15 protein-coding genes and 1 riboswitch are annotated in these 15,749 nt (G+C 64.4%); of the genes, 5 read left to right on the top strand and 10 right to left on the bottom strand.

Annotation, left to right across the window (positions count from 1 at the left end; translation table 11 throughout):
• Positions 1-12: 12 nt before the first annotated feature.
• The gene (locus tag QTA58_RS20225) at positions 13-540 is read right to left on the bottom strand and encodes a gamma carbonic anhydrase family protein (RefSeq protein ID WP_289670494.1); all 528 of its coding nucleotides are present in this window, start codon (positions 538-540) and stop codon (positions 13-15) included.
• A 21-nt stretch (positions 541-561) separates the two neighbouring features.
• On the bottom strand, positions 562-1,248 hold the full coding sequence (locus QTA58_RS20230) for a fumarylacetoacetate hydrolase family protein (RefSeq protein ID WP_289670495.1): 687 nt from the start codon (positions 1,246-1,248) through the stop codon (positions 562-564).
• Positions 1,249-1,395: 147 nt separating this feature from the next.
• Between QTA58_RS20230 and dusA the strand changes: the two genes are divergently transcribed.
• The gene (dusA, locus tag QTA58_RS20235; protein WP_289670497.1) at positions 1,396-2,424 is read left to right on the top strand and encodes a tRNA dihydrouridine(20/20a) synthase DusA; all 1,029 of its coding nucleotides are present in this window, start codon (positions 1,396-1,398) and stop codon (positions 2,422-2,424) included.
• Positions 2,425-3,748: 1,324 nt separating this feature from the next.
• On the opposite strand, the gene QTA58_RS20240 is transcribed toward dusA, so the two are convergent.
• The 5 genes from QTA58_RS20240 to gcvT all read right to left on the bottom strand — a co-directional run bounded on the left by QTA58_RS20240 (position 3,749) and on the right by gcvT (position 9,116).
• Positions 3,749-4,192 carry an SRPBCC family protein gene (locus QTA58_RS20240; protein ID WP_289670498.1) on the bottom strand — a complete coding sequence of 148 codons (444 nt, stop codon included), beginning with the start codon at positions 4,190-4,192 and terminating at the stop codon, positions 3,749-3,751.
• A 97-nt stretch (positions 4,193-4,289) separates the two neighbouring features.
• Entirely contained in the window at positions 4,290-4,430 is a 141-nt protein-coding gene (locus QTA58_RS20245; protein ID WP_159457704.1) for a hypothetical protein, read from the bottom strand.
• Positions 4,431-4,554: 124 nt separating this feature from the next.
• A complete protein-coding gene (gcvP, locus tag QTA58_RS20250) occupies positions 4,555-7,419 on the bottom strand; it encodes an aminomethyl-transferring glycine dehydrogenase (RefSeq protein WP_289670499.1) in 2,865 nt (954 codons plus the stop codon).
• A complete protein-coding gene (gene gcvH, locus QTA58_RS20255; protein WP_085424510.1) occupies positions 7,416-7,778 on the bottom strand; it encodes a glycine cleavage system protein GcvH in 363 nt (120 codons plus the stop codon). Before gcvH ends, gcvP begins: the two co-directional genes overlap by 4 nt.
• A 204-nt stretch (positions 7,779-7,982) precedes the next feature.
• Positions 7,983-9,116 (bottom strand): glycine cleavage system aminomethyltransferase GcvT, encoded by a 1,134-nt coding sequence (gene gcvT / locus QTA58_RS20260; RefSeq protein WP_289670500.1) that lies wholly within the window; start codon positions 9,114-9,116, stop codon positions 7,983-7,985.
• 152 nt (positions 9,117-9,268) lie between these two features.
• Positions 9,269-9,356, bottom strand: a riboswitch (glycine riboswitch).
• Between the two features lie 196 nt (positions 9,357-9,552).
• Between gcvT and QTA58_RS20265 the strand changes: the two genes are divergently transcribed.
• Positions 9,553-9,927: a hypothetical protein gene (locus QTA58_RS20265; protein ID WP_289670501.1), complete on the top strand. Its 375-nt coding sequence runs from the start codon at positions 9,553-9,555 to the stop codon at positions 9,925-9,927.
• Positions 9,928-10,005: 78 nt separating this feature from the next.
• On the top strand, positions 10,006-10,992 hold the full coding sequence (locus QTA58_RS20270) for a copper chaperone PCu(A)C (protein WP_289670502.1): 987 nt from the start codon (positions 10,006-10,008) through the stop codon (positions 10,990-10,992).
• A 40-nt stretch (positions 10,993-11,032) separates the two neighbouring features.
• On the opposite strand, the gene QTA58_RS20275 is transcribed toward QTA58_RS20270, so the two are convergent.
• Positions 11,033-11,449: a DUF2000 domain-containing protein gene (locus QTA58_RS20275; RefSeq protein WP_289670503.1), complete on the bottom strand. Its 417-nt coding sequence runs from the start codon at positions 11,447-11,449 to the stop codon at positions 11,033-11,035.
• Positions 11,450-11,583: 134 nt separating this feature from the next.
• Here QTA58_RS20275 and QTA58_RS20280 point away from each other — a divergent pair, with 134 nt between their 5' ends.
• Positions 11,584-12,069 carry an Lrp/AsnC family transcriptional regulator gene (locus QTA58_RS20280; RefSeq protein WP_289670505.1) on the top strand — a complete coding sequence of 162 codons (486 nt, stop codon included), beginning with the start codon at positions 11,584-11,586 and terminating at the stop codon, positions 12,067-12,069.
• On the opposite strand, the gene QTA58_RS20285 is transcribed toward QTA58_RS20280, so the two are convergent.
• A complete protein-coding gene (locus QTA58_RS20285; protein WP_289670506.1) occupies positions 12,066-13,007 on the bottom strand; it encodes a LysR family transcriptional regulator in 942 nt (313 codons plus the stop codon). The genes QTA58_RS20280 and QTA58_RS20285 overlap by 4 nt on opposite strands.
• 1 nt (position 13,008) lies before the next feature.
• A complete protein-coding gene (locus tag QTA58_RS20290; protein WP_289670507.1) occupies positions 13,009-13,893 on the bottom strand; it encodes an oxidoreductase in 885 nt (294 codons plus the stop codon).
• Positions 13,894-14,142: 249 nt separating this feature from the next.
• On the opposite strand from QTA58_RS20290, the gene QTA58_RS20295 reads away from it, so the two are divergent.
• Positions 14,143-15,741 (top strand): EAL domain-containing protein, encoded by a 1,599-nt coding sequence (locus tag QTA58_RS20295; RefSeq protein ID WP_289670508.1) that lies wholly within the window; start codon positions 14,143-14,145, stop codon positions 15,739-15,741.
• The last annotated feature ends 8 nt before the right edge of the window (positions 15,742-15,749 follow it).

Raw genomic sequence — 15,749 nt, forward strand, 5'->3', positions numbered from 1 at the left:
ACTCGGCGCCGCTTAAAGCGGACGGAGATCGCGGGCGAACCGTTTCCAGTTCTCGACGTAGCGCACCGCCGACTGCCTCAGCTTCTCGACCGCCTCCTCGTCCAGCGTGCGGATGGCCCTGGCGGGCGAGCCGACGATCAGCGAATTGTCGGGAAATTCCTTGCCTTCGGTGACCAGCGCGTTGGCGCCGACCAGGCAGTTGCTGCCGATCCTGGCGCCGTTCAGGATCGTCGCGCCCATGCCGACCAGCGAATTGTCGCCGATGATGCAGCCATGGATGATGGCGTGGTGGCCGATGGTGCAATCCCTGCCGATCCTGACCGGATAGCGCGGGTCGGTGTGGATCATCACGCCTTCCTGGATGTTCGAGCCGGCGCCGACGGTGATCGGCTCGTTGTCGCCGCGCAGCACCGAGCCGAACCAGATGCCGACATCTTCGCCGAGCTCCACCTTGCCGATGACGGTGGCATCCGGCGCCACCCAGTAGCGGTCCGGGGCGGGGAGCTTCGGTTTGAATTCTCCGAGAGCGTAAAGCGGCATGGTTTCCTCCCAAATCCGAGGTCAGGCGACCGTCAGCGACAGTTTTCCGACACCCTCGATGCCGCAGGCGACCTTGTCGCCCTTGACGACCGGGCCGACGCCGGCCGGCGTGCCGGTCATGATGACATCGCCCGGCGCCAGCACGAAGAGCTTCGACAGTTCGGCGATGATTTCCGGCAGCTTCCAGATGAGCTGGTTGAGATCGCCGGACTGCTTGCGCTGGCCGTTGACGTCGAGCCAGACGCTGCCCGCCCGCGGATGGCCGATCTTCGAGGCCGGGACGAGGGCGGAGACGGGCGCCGACTTCTCGAAGGCTTTTGCCGCCTCCCACGGACGGCTCATCTTCTTGGCCACATCCTGCAGGTCGCGGCGGGTGAAATCGATGCCGACCGCATAGCCGTAGACCTTGGAAAGCGCGTCCCCGACCGCTATATCCGCGCCACCGGCCGACAGCGCCACGACCAGTTCCACCTCGTGATGGACGCTGCTCGAAAGCGGCGGATAGGGGAAAGTCTTGCCGTTATAGAGATTGTCGGCATTCTTCTGGAAGAAGAAGGGCGGTTCGCGCGACGGATCGCCGCCCATTTCGAGCGCGTGGTCGGCATAGTTGCGGCCGACGCAATAGACCCGCCGCACCGGAAACCGCTCCTTTGCGCCCTCCACGTCGAGAAGCACGGTTTCGGGAGCGGGGATCACGGTCGCGAGCATGGGAGGCATCCTAAGAAGGTGAATGAAGACAGGGATGTCTTTGTCTCTTAATTCGCCCCTCAATCCTAGCCCCAATCCTTTCGCCAGGCGGAAACTGGCAAAAAACTTGTCACCATTGTATGAGAACCACGCAACAGAGGCATTCGAATGTACGCAGACGCGCTGAGGCACGGTGAGAAGATTTTCGCAGTCGCTCCGATGATCGACTGGACGGACCGGCATTGCCGTTTCCTGCACCGGCAGCTTTCGAAAGAGGCGGTGCTCTATACCGAGATGATCGTGGCGGATGCGATCATCCACGGGCCGCGCGAGAGACTGCTCGCCTATTCGGCTCAGGAGCATCCGGTGGCGCTGCAGCTCGGCGGATCGGACGCGGGCAAGCTTGCCGAAGCGATCCGGATCGCCGCCGATTACGGTTACGACGAGATCAACCTCAATGTCGGCTGCCCGTCGGACCGGGTGCAGTCCGGCACGTTCGGGGCCTGCCTGATGCGCGATGCCGGACATGTCGCCGATCTGGTGAGTGCGATGAAGAAGGTTTCGACCGTGCCGGTGACGGTGAAGTGCCGCATCGGCGTGGACGAGCAGGAACCGACGGACGTGCTGCCGGACTTCCTCGCCCGGATGATCGGGGCCGGTGCCGACGCGATCTGGATCCATGCGCGAAAGGCCTGGCTGCAGGGGCTTTCGCCGAAGGAGAACCGCGAAATTCCGCCGCTCGACTACGAGCTCGTCTACCGGATGAAGCGGGAGAACCCTAGCGTCTTCCTCGGCATCAACGGCGGCATTGCCGACCTCGACCAGGCGGCAGGTCACCTCAAGGTGATGGACGGGGTGATGCTCGGCCGCGCCGCCTATCAGAATGCGGGGCTGCTGGCGGGAGTGGATGAGCTGGTCACAGGTTCGGGTCCTACAGGGGTTCAAACCCCTAACGTCGACTGGCTGGCGTTGCGCGACACCATGATGGCCTATGCGGACGAGGTGATCGCGTCCGGCGGAAGGCTGCATCACGTCACCCGCCACATGGTCGGGCTCTTCCAGGGTTTTGCCGGCGCCCGCCGGTTCCGCCAGATCCTCTCCGCCGAGGCGACCCGTCCGGGGGCAGGCGTCGAGGTGATCGCCGCAGCCTTTGCAGCGGTTGATATCGATGGCGGGGCGAAGAGGCTGGCGGGGTAGGGGCAAGCGTTCCCTCATCGACAAAGCCTATGATTTCAAGACACACTTTTCCCTTGGCGATCTTGAGATTTTCAAGTCGGACGGGGCGCTGAAAGCTGCCTCTTATGTTAGTTTAACAGGTGACACCTCTCAGCGCCCCGTTCGGCGGTTTTTATCCGCGACTTCGGTCCCTCTGCCTTGGCCTTCCCGGACGGTGTTCTCCTCGGGTTAAACCCGAGAATGCCGCATGGACCCCGGGCGAACCGAGTTATCGCCAACGATCCATGACGCCGCCGCCGGACTCTCCGCTTTACGCGGACGGACAGAAAAGTCCGGCGAAACCATCCGTTCGGCCACCCTGTGTGCCGCACAGGCACGCCCGGCGCGCTCTTTCGGGCATCAAGAGACGATGGGCCGGTCCGCTGCCCGTCACCTCTCCCCGTGTCGCCGGAGGGAGACCATTTTCCGCGAACCCGGAGGTTGAGGCTTTGCGTCTTCCCCTCAACACCCGCGCCGGCCCCGCCTCGCCGGAACGCCTTCCGGTGTATCCGATGCGGGACGGGGGGATTGTAGGCATGAGGCGGGAGGGCGGGGATGAGAAAGAGGTCAAGTGATTGATAGAGCTGAGGCGGGTTTGCGTTTTATCCATCAGTGCCGGGGATGTCGCCGCACCCCCCTCTGCCCTGCCGGGCATCTCCCCCACAAGGGGGGAGATCGGATGGGGCGGCGGTTTCCTCAGAAGAACAAGCGCGCTATTCGGCATGCCGCATATGGAAGAACCGAGCGGGATCGGCTTTCTCCCTCTTCTCCCCAGCGGGGAGAAGTGCCGAGCAAAGCGAGGCGATGAGGGGGGTGCACACGCGGCAGGCGCGGCATCGACCGATGGTGGCTTCGCCCCCCTAATCCGGTCCTGCGGGCACCTTCTCCCCGCTGGGGAGAAGGGAAGAGCGCGCTGCTTGGGATCTCCTTCACGGGCGGGGGCAATCGCATATGGAGGAACCGAGCCAGTTCGGCTTGCGCCCACTTCTCCCCAGCGGGGAGAAGTGCCGAGCAAAGCGAGGCGATGAGGGGGTGCGCACGCGGCAGGCGCGGCATCGCTGTATTTTGGCTTCGCCCCCCTCATCCGCCCTGCGGACCACCTTCTCCCCGCTGGGGAGAAGGGGAGAGCGCGCCGCCGCCTCGTCAGTCCATAGAGGCCTCAGCATATCTTGCTGATATGCAATTGCCCTTCCCCTGGGGAGGAAGAGGGCCGGCAGGCCAGAGGGGGCTGGATCGGCACGAACTCCCCTTCGTCCCACCCGCGGGAAGAAAATGCTCCGCGGAAGGGTGATCGATCCCGAACGCGCTACTCGTTGATTTCCGGCTCGACGAGCCTCGCCAGGTTTTTCAGCGACTCCTGCCAGCCGAGATAGCAGGCCTCGGCGGGGATGACGTCCGGCACGCCTGCCTGCGTGATATCCATCTCGGTCCCGACCGAAACCTTCTTCAACGTCACGGTGACTTCCATTTCGCCGGGCAGGTTGGGGTCGTCGAACCTGTCCGTGTAGCGCAGGCGCTCGCCCGGAACGAGCTCGAGATATTCGCCGCCGAACGAATGGCTGTTGCCTGTCGTAAAGTTGCGGAAGGACATTTTGAACTTGCCGCCGACTGTCGATTCAAAGTGATGCACGGTGCAGGTGAAGCCGTTCGGGGGAAGCCATTTGGCGAGCGCGTCGGCCTCGATGAACGCGCGATAGACCTTTTCCGGGCTGGCCGCCAGGACGCGGTGCAGGCGTATGGTGTTGGGCATGGTCGTGATCCTTCTGAATTGGTGGAGCGTACGACGCTAAGGACGGACGGGACATTGCCCATCCGACAGAGCCCATGAAATTTTCAATCGCCGATCCTCAGCCAACGAGCCAGGAGAGGCCGCCGCCGATGACGATGAAGACGAGGATCAGCAGGACGAAGCGGCCCGTGCCGGTGATCGAATCCGTGTCGAACACCTTGTTCCAGAGAGAATTGCCGTTCGGGTGCTCTTCCATCACCGATCCTTCCTATCTTGTCCGCGGGCACGAAAAGCCATTTATCACATCCGTCCCGTCTTGCACCCTTCTCCCCGTCGGGGCGGAGAGAAGGGTGCGAAGGATGAGCCGGGTGAGACCGATGCCGCTACTCGGCCGCCTCGGCATAAGCCTCCATCGGCGGGCAGGTGCAGACGAGGTTGCGGTCGCCATAAACGTTGTCGATGCGGTTGACCGGCGACCAGTATTTGTCGATGCGGAAGGCGCCGGGCGGGAAGCAGGCCTGTTCGCGGGAATAGGGGCGGTCCCATTCGCCGACCAGGTCCTCCACCGTGTGCGGGGCGTTCTTCAGCGGGTTGTTCGCCTTGTCCATGCGGCCCTCCTCGATCAAGCGGGCTTCCTCGCGGATCGCCAGCATGGCATCGCAGAAACGGTCGATCTCCGCCTTGGTCTCGCTCTCGGTCGGCTCGATCATCAGCGTGCCGGCGACCGGCCAGCTCATGGTCGGCGCATGGAAGCCGCAGTCGATCAGGCGCTTGGCGATGTCGTCGACGGTGACGCCGGCCGTGGCATTCAGCGGGCGCGTGTCGATGATGCATTCATGCGCGACTCGGCCGGCCTCCGACTTGTAGAGCACGTCATAGGCGCCCTTCAGTCTTGCCGCGATATAGTTGGCGTTGAGGATCGCCACCTTGGTCGCCTGCGTCAGGCCTTCGCCGCCCATCATCAGGCAGTAGGACCAGGAGATCGGCAGGATGGACGGCGAACCGAACGGGGCGGCCGAGACCGCGCCCTCGCGACCGTCGCTCTCCGGATGGCCGGGCAGATGCGGGGCGAGATGCGCCTTGACGCCGATCGGCCCCATGCCGGGGCCGCCGCCGCCATGCGGGATGCAGAAGGTCTTGTGGAGGTTCAGGTGGGAAACGTCGGAGCCGATGTCGCCGGGACGGGCAAGCCCGACCATGGCGTTCATGTTGGCGCCGTCGAGATAGACCTGGCCGCCGTGCCTGTGGGTGATCTCGCAGATCTCCCGCACCGTCTCCTCGAAAACGCCGTGCGTCGAGGGATAGGTGATCATGCACGCGGACAAGGTTTCCGCATATTGCTCGGCCTTCAAACGGAAATCGTCGAGGTCCACGTCGCCGTTATCCCTGGCCTTCACCGGCACGACCTTCATGCCGGCCATCTGCGCGGAAGCGGGGTTGGTGCCGTGCGCGGAGGTCGGGATGAGGCAGACGTCGCGGTGCGCGTCGCCGTTGGCGATGTGGTAGTTGCGGATGGTCAGGAGGCCCGCATATTCCCCTTGAGCGCCGGAATTCGGCTGCATGGAAAAGGCGTCGTAACCGGTGATCTGGCAGAGTTTCTGGGAAAGATCGTCGATCATCTCCTTGTAGCCGAGCGCCTGGTCGGCGGGGGCGAAGGGGTGGATGTCGGAAAATTCCGGCCAGGTGATCGGCAGCATTTCCGCCGTGGCGTTGAGCTTCATCGTGCAGGAGCCGAGCGGAATCATCGCCCGGTCGAGCGCGAGATCCCGGTCCGAGAGCCGGCGGATATAGCGGGTCATCTCGCTTTCGGCGCGGTTCATGTGGAAGATCGGATGCGTCATGTAGGCCGATTTGCGCAGGAGCGCGTTCGGCAGGCGGTATTCCGGCTCGAAATCGGAAACCTTGAAATCGCCGCCGAAGGCGCGCCAGACGGCTTCCAGCGTCGCGGGGCGGGTGCGCTCGTCGAGCGACATGCCGATCTTCGTTTCGCCGATCTTGCGCAGGTTCACGCCCTCGGCGACGGCGGCGCGCAGGACGAGGCCCTGCATATGGCCGACCTCGACGGTGATCGTGTCGAAGAACGTGTCCGGCTCGATCCGGTAGCCGAGCTTTTCGAGGCCCTTGGCCATCAGCACGGCCTTCTTGTGGACCTGCTGGGCGATCGCCTTCAGCCCGTCGGGGCCGTGGAAGACGCCGTACATGGAGGCCATGACGGCGAGCAGGACCTGCGCGGTGCAGATGTTCGAGGTCGCCTTTTCGCGGCGGATATGCTGCTCGCGGGTCTGCAGCGACAGGCGGTAGGCACGGTTGCCTCGGGCATCGATCGAGACGCCGACGAGGCGGCCGGGCATGGCGCGCTTGTGCGCATCCTTGACGGCCATGTAGGCCGCATGCGGGCCGCCGTAGCCGACCGGCACGCCGAAGCGCTGCGAGGAGCCGATGGCGATGTCGGCGCCCATCTCGCCGGGCGATTTCAGAAGCGTCAGAGCCAGAAGGTCGGCGGCGACGGCCGCGACCGCGCCGGTCTGGTGCAGACGGGCGATCAGGCCGGAGAAATCGCGGACATGGCCGTGCGTGCCGGGATACTGGAAGATCGCGCCGAAGACGTCGACCGGGTCGAGATCGGTCATCGGGTCTCCGACGACGACCGTCCAGCCGAGCGGTGCGGCGCGGGTCTCGATCAGCGCGATCGTCTGCGGATGGCAGGCGGCATCGACGAAGAAGGCGGTCGCCTTCGATTTCGCCTGGCGCTGGCAGAGCGCCATGGCTTCGGCGGCGGCGGTCGCCTCGTCGAGCAGCGAGGCGTTGGCGACATCGAGGCCGGTGAGGTCGCAGACCATGGTCTGGAAGTTGAGGAGCGCTTCGAGACGGCCCTGGCTGATTTCCGGCTGGTAGGGCGTATAGGCCGTGTACCAGGCGGGGTTTTCGAGGATGTTGCGCTGGATGACCGGCGGCGTGATCGTGCCGTAATAGCCCTGGCCGATCAGCGAGACGAGCGCCTTGTTCCTGTTGGCCGTATCGCGCAGCTTGTCGAGCGCCTCGCGTTCGGTGAGCGCGGGGCCCCAGGCGAGCGGCACTTCCTGGCGGATGGAGGCCGGAACGGTGGCGTCGATCAGCTTGTCGAGGGTCGGATAGCCGACGACCTTCAGCATTTCCGCCATTTCGGCCGGCGAAGGGCCGATATGGCGGCGGTTGGCGAAGTCGTAGGGCTGGTAGTCGGTGAAATGGAAATCGGACTGGTCGCTCATGCGATGAGCTCCTTGTAGGCGGCCTCGTCGAGCAGCGCGTCGGCGTCGGAGGCGTTCTTGAGCTTCAGCCTGAAGAACCAGCCGGCTCCTTGAGGGTCCGAGTTGACGAGGGAAGGATCGTCGACGATCGCCTGGTTGATTTCGGTGACTTCGCCATCCAGCGGACAATAGACGTCTGAGGCAGCCTTGACGCTCTCTACCGTCGCGGCATTGCCGTCCTTGGCGAGCTCGGCGCCCACTTCCGGCAATTCGACGAAGACGAGGTCGCCGAGCTGTTCGGCGGCATGCGCCGTGATGCCGACGGTGGCGACATCGCCGTCGAGTTTCAGCCATTCGTGTTCGGCGGTGAATTTCAGCATGGGGAGGTCCTCTCTGGAAAGGTGATGTGGATGATTGGTTCGGCGTTCGCGGGGATACCCACCTCCGGCCTGCCGGCGGCAAAGCCTCGCCTCTCTTGGGCGCGGGTGGTCGGGGAAGCCGGTGCGCCCATCCAATCTCCCCGCCCGTGGGGGAGATGGCCGGCAGGCCAGAGGGGGGCTGCGGCTGGTACGACCATCATGGTGTCACCGCTTATAGGTCGGGGTGATGAAGGGAAGGGCGGTGACGACGAGGGGCAGGTATTTGCCGCGCACCTCGGCGAAGACCCGGGTCCCCGGTTCGGCAAGCGAGGCGGGAACGTAGCCCATGGCGACAGGGCCTTCGGTGCTCGGCCCGAACGTGCCCGAGGTGATTTCACCGATCGGCGACTCCGGAGAATCCTCCGCAAACAGTCCGGCATGGGCGCGCACGGGCGCCTTTCCTTCGGGCTTGAGGCCCACCCGACGCCGGACCGGACCTTTCTCCAGATCCTCTTCGATGCGGGCAGCACCCGGATAGCCGCCGGCGCGGGCGCCGCCGGGGCGCCTCGCCTTCTGGATCGCCCATTCGAGCCCGGCTTCGACCGGCGATGTGGTCGTGTCGATGTCGTTGCCATAAAGGCAGAGGCCGGCTTCGAGGCGGAGCGAATCCCGGGCGCCGAGGCCGATGGGCATACAGTGGGGATCTTCGAGCAGGGCTTTGGCGATCTGTTCGGCCTGGTCTGCCGGAACCGAAATCTCGAAACCGTCCTCTCCGGAGTAGCCGGAGCGGGAGACGATGCAGGGCGCATCGTGGAGGAGAGCGTCGCGTACGTCCATGAACTTCATGTCCGTCACGTCCGGCCACAGAGCCGCCAGGACCCCTTCGGCGCGCGGGCCCTGAAGGGCGAGGAGAGCGCGATCCTCCAGAAGGGAGACGTCGCAACCGGCAAGACGTGCCCGCATGTGGGCGATGTCCGCCTCCTTGCAGGACGCGTTGACCACGACGAAAAGATGATCGCCGCGATTGGTGATCATCAGGTCGTCGAGGATGCCGCCGTTTTCGCCGGTGAAGAAGCCGTAGCGCTGGCGGCCCGGCTTCAGGCCGAGGATATCGACCGGCACGAGGCTTTCGAGCGCCAGAGCCGCATCTTCATAAGTGCCGGTTTTCGCGCGGACGATCACCTGGCCCATATGGGAGACATCGAAAAGACCGGCGGCGGCGCGGGTATGCAGGTGTTCCTTCAACACGCCGGCGGGATATTGCACCGGCATGTCGTAGCCGGCGAAGGGCACCATCCTGGCGCCGAGCGACAGATGAAGGGCGTGCAGCGGGGTTTGCTTGAGAATCTGATCGTCCAAGGACGCCTCCAGGTCTGGCGCTTGACCGGCGCCGGCTCAGTGTCAGACGCGTCGCCGCGCCGGTTCATGAGCCCCCTCTGTCCTTGTCGCCTGAGATTGTTATCCCTTCGGCGAGCCTTGCTCGAAGCAAAGCTTCTCTCCAGAGTTCCTGTCGGTGCCCGCTGGTCCTTTTGCCTGAGAGTTTCCGGGGCGGTTGCTCCTTCGGCACCGCATCGAAGCGGCTTCTCCCAGCGAGTCTGGCCGTCATTATCGGCCTCATTGACGGTTTGGCAAGCCCCCCATGTCGCGGAGGACACGATTTCTGTCGCAGCGCAGCAAATGCGATTTGACCTAATGCAACGGGCAACGGCGCCGGTGCTCCGGCGCGCGACAAAACGCTTTTGCGCTTTGTCTCCATTTGCGTTATTCGAGTGCCGTCAAGACAGGCGAGACAACGATGGCGAGGCTTTCGACAGCGGCGAAACTGGTGCGCATCTTCTGCGCCGCGCTGCTCTTCGGGCTGGGCTTCGCACACCAGCCGGTCCAGGCGGCGGCACCGCCCGATTCCTACAGCGAAGCCTACCGGCTGCCGGACGGCACGTTCGCGGATATTTGCTCCGACGGCGACCACGGGCGCGAAACACCGGCGGCAAGGCCGCTTTGCGAAGTCTGCCTGCTGGCCGCCTCGGTGATCCTGCCGCCGCCGGACGACGCAGCCTGGCTTTCCGGCGAACGCGCCTCGCTCGCCAATCCGCTCGGGGAGTTCTCCGAGCTGCTCGGTACGACCGCCGTCGCCCGGCCGAAATCCCGCGCGCCGCCGCTTTCGATCTGATCCTGCCGTTCATCCAAGAGATCAATCGAATCCCGGTCGATACAGCCAAAGCACGCTGTCACCGGAAGGGGACACTCCATGAAGACCATCACCAAACTTGCGCTTTCCGGCCTTTTCGCCGCTGCAGGCATCACGCAGGCGCATGCACATGTCACATTCGTCAACGGCAGCGTGGCTGAGGAAAGCACCTCGGTGATCTCGCTGCAGGTACCGCATGGCTGCGACGGCAAGGCCACGACGGAATTCCAGGTCAAACTGCCGGAGGGCTTCGTTCTTGCCAAGCCGCAGCCGAAGCCCGGCTGGGAGCTCGAAATCATCCAGGGCGACTATGCCAGATCCTATGACGACCACGGCACGAAGGTGACCTCGGGTCCGGTGGAAATCCGCTGGAAGAACGGCAACCTGGCCGACGCCTATTACGACACGTTCAACATCCAGGGCAAAGTCTCCGGCATCGCGGCGGGCAAGACGCTGGCCTTTCCCGCGACGCAGCTTTGCGGCACCGACGGCAAGGTCGCGTGGGACCAGGTCGCGCCAGAGGGTGCCGATCCGCATTCGCTCAAGAGCCCGGCGCCGGTGCTCGCGGTGACCGCGAAAACGGCAGGCGGCCACGACGAGCATGCCGGCATGGACATGGGCGGCGCGGCGGCAAGCCATGACGCCGTCGTCAAGGTCGGCGATCTCGACGTGACCGGCGCCTTTACGAAGGCGATGCTGCCGGGCCAGCCGGTCGGCGGCGGCTATTTCACCGTGAAGAACAACGGCAAGGCCGACGACATGCTGGTTTCGGTCTCTTCGCCGGTCGCCGGCACGGTGGAACTGCACGAGATGGCCATGCAGGGCCAGGTGATGAGAATGCGCAAGCTTGACGGCGGCATCGCCATCCCCGCCGGCAAGACGGTGGAACTGACGCCCGGCGGGCTGCACCTCATGTTCATGAAGGTCAAGGAGCCCTTCAAGGAGGGCGGAACCGTGCCGGTGACGCTGACCTTCGAGAAGGCCGGTTCGGTGGACATCACGCTGCCGGTCGAGGCGGCGGGGCCTGCCGGCCACCGGCACAATTGAACGCGATCCGGGCCGTTCGAGGAGCGGCCCTTTTTGCGTTCTACCGTAGCAGTTTCAGGCTGCCGGTCAGCGACTTCACCCATTTGGACGGGCCGGCGAGGCCCAGGCCGTCGATCGGCTCCTGCGAGAGATCCCGGCCGGGGAAGGCGGCTTCGTAATCCTTGTAGTCGTGCAGCGACCGGGCGAAGGCCGGGAAGGGAACGATGGCGCGCTCTTGCGGCTGGTCGAAGGCTCGCAACAGAAGCGACCGGATCACATCGGTCTCCGCCTGCAGGATCGGCACGGGCCGGTTGGAGGAGATATCGATGGTGCGGCTGCCGCGGTCGGTCAGCTGCCGGGCGCCGAGCTGCGGCAGTCTGGCCCCGAGGCCGATCGATACGGCGCCGACCGTATTGGCGATGAGGCCCAGCGGCAAAGCGGGATTGACGATGATGGCGATGCGGATGTCGTCGGTCATGTCTCGGAGGAGGCTCGTGAAAAAGATGCCGGGAGATTATTCCGGATCGGCAGATCGATCTTACCTTTTCCTTTCAACTTTCCGGCCGTTTTGGTAGAAGCTACCTCTTTATCCTGAAGAGCGGGTAGACTTTTATGGCTGACACGATCGAGCCGGCGGATGTGCGAATCCTTGAGGCCCTGCAGACAGACGGCCGCCTGACCAATCAGGCGCTTGCCGAGAAAGTCGGGCTCTCCACATCGCCGAGCTGGCGCCGCGTGCGGCATCTGGAAGAGACGGGCGTCATCCAGGGCTACAAGGCCGTGCTGGACCGCAAGGCGATCGGTCTCGGCGTGCTCGCGTTCATCCGCGTGAAGATCGACAGTCACAGCGCCGCGGAGGCGGAGGCTTTTGCCGCCGAGGTTATCGGCCTCGACGAGGTGGTCGCCTGCTACAGCATCGCAGGCGACGCCGATTTCCTGCTGCAGGTCGTCTCGCCCGATCTCGACAGCTATGCGGATTTCGCCATGTCGACGCTGCGGCGGCTGCCGCGCATCAAGGAGATGCAGACGACCTTCGTTTTGAAGGAGATCAAGGGTTTCGACGGTTTTCCGCTGCGTTTCGCCGGCGGCAGGCCTTAACCGGATTTCGCCCGGAAATAGGCGTCGAGATTGGAAGGTGCCGCCCATTTCCGGCTCTTCAGGAAATCGATGAAGGCCCGGAGTTTCGGCGCCACATGGCGGCGGTCGGCGAAATAGATATGGAAGCCGGCAAGCGGCGGACTCCAGTCCTCCAGCAGTCGGACAAGCTTTCCCTGTTTGAGCAGGTCGTCGATATGGCCATTGATCAGATAGCTCACGCCGAGCCCGTCCAGCGCGCCCTGGGTGAGCGCCGCAAGGTCGTTGCAGGTCAGCCGTCCGGTGCCCGGCAGGACGAGCTTTTCGCCATCCCTTTCGAAATCCCACTTCTCCACTTGGCCGGTATTGGTCGGCCGGAAGGCGATCAGCCGGTGCTGCAGCAGGTCGCGCGGATGCCGCGGTGTGCCGAAGCGGGCCAGGTAGTCCGGCGACGCGACGACAAAGGCCGAGATCGGCGGGCCGACCGGCACGGCGATCATGTCCTTCTGGATGAGGTCACCGAAGCGGATGCCGGCGTCGTAACCGCCCTCGACGATATCGGCCCTGGCGCCGTCGACGACGACGTCGATATCGACTGCCGGGTAGCGTTCCAGAAATTCCGTGAGGATCGGCTGCAGCACGATCATATAGGCCGAGCGGGGCACGTTGAGCCTGAGCAGGCCGGACGGTTCGGCAGCATTCTCGCCGATCACCGCCGCCGCGGCAGTCAGTTCCTGCAGGGCAGGCCCGACGCGGGCGAGGTAAGCCTCGCCGGCCTCGGTCAGGCTGACGCTGCGCGTCGTGCGATGGAAGAGAGCGACGCCAAGCCGGCGTTCCAGCGTCCGCACCGCCTGGCTGACGGCCGAAGGCGAAATGGAAAGCCTTGTGGCGGCGGCCGAAAAGCTCCGCAGGCGAGCCACGGTGACGAAGGCTTCGAGACCCTCCAGCGGAGCTTCGGACATGTCAGGCCTCCTGAAAATCGGTCGAGGCGGAGACGTCCTTCCAAGCCTCGATCTCGGCGTTCAGGCTTGCGAGCTTGTCGCGAACCAAGCGGAGCGCATCGCTGCCGAGCAGGAGGTGCGCAGGCGGATTTTCCGACCGGACGAGTTCCAGCACCGCCTTGCCGAGCCTGATGGGATCGCCCGCCTGCCTGCCGCTATAACCCTGCCGGCGTTCGCGGACCGGATCGAAGATGGCGTCGTAGTCGGCAATGCTGCGGCCGGCCCGGACCATGGAGCGACCGGCCCAGTCGGTGCGGAAACCGCCGGGCTCCACGGCCGTCACGAAAATGCCGAGCTCGCGGACCTCCTTGCCGAGCGATTCCCCGATACCCTCCAGCGCGAACTTGCTGCCGTGATAGAAGGAGATGCCGGGCATGGTGATGATGCCGCCCATCGAGGTGACGTTGACGATGCGGCCGGCGCGGCGCGCACGCATATAGGGAAGCACGGCCTGCATGAAGGCGACCGGTGCGAAGGTGTTGACCTCGAACTGATGTCGAAGTTCGGCCATGGTCGACTCCTCAAGCACGCCTTCGTGGCCATAGCCGGCATTGTTGACGAGAACGTCGATCGGGCCGATCTCCTTTTCGATTTTCGCGACCGCCGGCGCGATCGCGCCCGTGTCGGTCACGTCGAGACGGATGGCCATGGCGCGGCCCGGTGCGGTGGCTTCGAAGGCGGCGGCGTCTTCCTGCCGGCGGACGGTGCCGACGACCTTGTGGCCGGCATCAAGGGCCGTGCCTGCGATCGCCTTGCCGAGCCCCGAGCTGACGCCGGTGACGAGGAAGAGAAGGGGTGTTTTCTGCGAGGTCGCCTGTGGGATTTCCTGTGACATTTCCTGTGTCATGGGGGATGCTCCGTTGAAAGACAGGCTACCACATAAGCGAGAAGATTATGCAGGATTAGACAGGTAAATCCGCATGATGTCTGAAGCTGTACTTCAAAATCCAAAGATCGCATATCTCCGCCCTGTCGTCACGTGGCGACGGTCCGGGTTTCAGGGTCTGCTTCGATACAACCTGATCGAGTTGCAGCAAGAAATCTTAACAGAAATCCGCGATGACTGAGGCACGACCCTTCATCAAAGGTTTCGGCAATGGAACTGCGGCGTTCTCGCGTGATTGCGGCGGCCATCCTCCTGGGCCTCCTCGGTGCGATCGTTCCGATTGCCGCCATGGCCTATATTTCCTGGACGATCGCGGTCGAGAAACAGCAGGACAATCTCGAACGGGTGGCCGAGCAGACGATCATGCGCGCCGGCAGGACTTTCGAGGACGCCAAGCTGGCGCTCGATTCGCTCGCCTATCCGCGCCTGGCGCCCTGTTCGCCTCAGCATATCGCCCGCATGCGGGTGATCGCCTTCAATACGCCCTCGGTCGCGGAAGTCGGCTATATCGAGAACGGACGCCTGAAATGCACCTCCTGGGGCGTGGAGGAGGGCGAGGTCAACAAGGCGCCGGTCGATTACGTGACGCCGGACGGTCTGGAAGTGACGACGCACGTGCAGCCTGCCGCCAGCATGGGAAACCCTGTGATGGCGCTGCATTACGGCGGCTACAGCGTGCTCATGGACCCCGCCCGGTTCGTCGACATCCTCGTGGAGGACGACATTTCGCTGGCGCTTGCAAACCAGGACGGCCTGCTGATCAGCAAGCTCAATTCGCCCGATCCGGCGCTCGTCGAAACGCTGAGCAGCGGCGAGCCGCGGAAGGGCATGACCTCTTCCTCGTTCTATGCGGTCGCGCGAGACAGAGGGCTGATCGCGATCGCCATGGAGCCGCGTGCCAACCTTGCCGCCAAGCTGCGCGAGGAACAGTTCCTTCTGCTGCCGGTCGGCGCGTTCATCGCGATCTTCATCGTCGGGATCGTGGCGTGGCTGTCGCGAAAGAGATTGTCGCCGCTCGGCGAGCTCTCGATCGCGGTGCGCAAGCGCGAGTTCATCGTCCACTACCAGCCGATCGTCGAGCTGAAGACGGGGACCTGCATCGGCGCCGAAGCGCTGGTGCGCTGGCAGCGGCCGGACGGATCGCTGGTCAGGCCCGACCTCTTCATTCCGCTGGCGGAAGAGAGCGGGCTCATCCTGCCGATCACCGATCAGGTGATCGAGGCGATCATCGCCGAACTCGGTGCGCTGCTCAGAATGGACCGCTCGCTGCATGTGGCCGTCAATCTCTCCGCCGCCGACGTGACGTCGGGGCGCGCGCTCGACGTTCTCGAAGACAGGCTCGCCGGAACGGAGATCGAGTCCCGGCAGATCTGGCTCGAGGCGACCGAACGCGGCTTCATCGATATCGACGCCGCCCGCGCAACCCTGGCCCGGGCTCGCGAGAGAGGCCATGCGGTGGCGATCGACGATTTCGGCACGGGCTATTCCAGCCTGCAATATCTGCAAGGCCTGCCGATGGATGCGCTGAAGATCGACAAATCCTTCATCGATACGATCGGCCGCAACAGCGCGACGAGTTCGGTGACCTCGCACATCATCGAGATGGCCAAGACGCTCGATCTGCATATCGTCGCGGAAGGGGTGGAGACCGAAGAACAGGCGGACTACCTGAAGGCACGCGACGTGAACTTCGGCCAGGGCTGGCTGTTTTCCAAGCCGTTGCCGGCTCCGGATTTCATCCGCTACTACCGCAACGCAAAAGCCCGCCGGGAAGACGGGCGGGGGAATATCCGGGGCGTGGCGGCCTGAAAAGGCGA

This window comes from Neorhizobium sp. CSC1952 (assembly GCF_030378245.1).
Classification (GTDB): domain Bacteria; phylum Pseudomonadota; class Alphaproteobacteria; order Rhizobiales; family Rhizobiaceae; genus Neorhizobium; species Neorhizobium oryzae_A.